General features: G+C 46.6%; 2 protein-coding genes. Both read left to right on the forward strand.

Annotation, left to right across the window (positions count from 1 at the left end; genetic code table 11):
* Positions 1-392: magnesium transporter (locus B4K20_RS03435; protein WP_289281892.1), on the forward strand; the 392-nt coding region annotated here is incomplete at its 5' end.
* 24 nt (positions 393-416) lie between these two features.
* Complete coding sequence (aroC, locus tag B4K20_RS03440; protein ID WP_289281893.1) at positions 417-1514, forward strand: chorismate synthase; 1098 nt, start codon at positions 417-419, stop codon at positions 1512-1514.
* Positions 1515-1591: the final 77 nt, after the last annotated feature.

Consider the following 1591-nt stretch of genomic DNA (forward strand, 5'->3'; position numbering starts at 1 on the left):
TGCCAATCGTTGCCAGCATGGGGGGGATAGCCGGTAGTCAAACATTAACACTCGTTATTCGCTCGATGGCATTAGGTCAGTTGAACAGCAAAAATGAGCGCTGGCTGTTGCGCAAAGAAATGTTAGTAGGCGCCACCAATGGTTTGATATGGGCGACGGCTATCGCAGTAGTGACTGTGATCTGGTTTAATAGCCTGTCTTTGGGCCTGCTTATAGGGAGCGCCATCGTTATTAATTTAGTCGCAGCCGCACTAGCTGGGGTCACCATACCACTGGGGCTGAAGCGAATTGGTATCGATCCGGCCCTGTCTGGCAGTGTTTTGCTAACGACCGTTACAGACGTTGTTGGCTTTGTCGCCTTTTTAGGCTTTGCCAAATTATTTATTGTTTAACCTTAATGCCAATCGGAATGAGATATGTCAGGTAATACCTTTGGAAAACTCTTCACTGTGACCACTTTTGGTGAGAGTCATGGACAAGCTTTAGGATGTATCGTAGATGGTTGTCCTCCAGGACTTGAACTCACAGAAGCGGATCTCCAAAGAGATTTAGACCGTCGGCGCCCAGGTAAATCGCGCCATGAAACACAACGCCGTGAGCCTGACCAAGTTAAGATTCTATCTGGTGTATTTGAAGGCAAAACAACAGGCACGCCTATTGGGATGTTGATTGAAAACGTTGATCAACGATCCAAAGATTACGGCAACATCATGCATCAGTTCAGACCAGCGCATGCGGATTACACTTACCACCAAAAATACGGCATGCGTGATTATCGTGGCGGTGGTCGTTCTTCAGCACGAGAAACCGCCATGCGTGTCGCTGCCGGCGGTATTGCCAAAAAATACCTTCGAGAACGTTATGGCATTGAAATACAGGCGTATTTATCACAACTGGGACCGATAAAAGTCGATACATTAGACTGGTCACATGTTGAAAAAAGTGCCTTTTTTTCACCTGATCCAGATAAAGAATCTGAACTCGAAAACTATATGGATGCCTTACGTAAAGAAGGCAACTCAGTTGGAGCCAGAATTAATGTTGTGGCTCGTCATGTTCCTGTTGGTCTAGGCGAACCCATATTTGATCGTATTGATGCCGATATCGCCCATGCGATGATGAGTATCAATGCAGTGAAGGGCGTTGAGATCGGCGCTGGCTTTGATGCGGTTACTCAAAAAGGAACTGAACATCGAGATGAAATCACGGCTGATGGGTTCCTCAGTAATCATGCAGGTGGCACATTAGGTGGCATCACCAGCGGTCAGGATTTACTTGTCAGTATTGCTTTAAAGCCAACTTCTAGTTTACGTTTGCCTGGTCGTAGTATTGATACTCAAGGAAATGCGATTGAAGTTGTGACTAAAGGTCGCCATGATCCTTGCGTCGGTATCCGAGCCACGCCTATTGCAGAAGCAATGTTGGCACTAGTTCTGATGGATCACGTTTTACGTCATCGTGCACAAAATATGGATGTCGTAACTGATACGCCGATCATTCCAGGCCAAGCATAAATCGTTCAGGTGCCTTTATCCCAATTGCCATACTGGCGCCTGTCCGGCTTTTACTTCTTCTATTTTGCCTGTCTGGG

Source organism: Methylophaga sp. UBA5088 (assembly GCF_002414625.1).
Lineage (GTDB): Bacteria > Pseudomonadota > Gammaproteobacteria > Nitrosococcales > Methylophagaceae > Methylophaga > Methylophaga marina.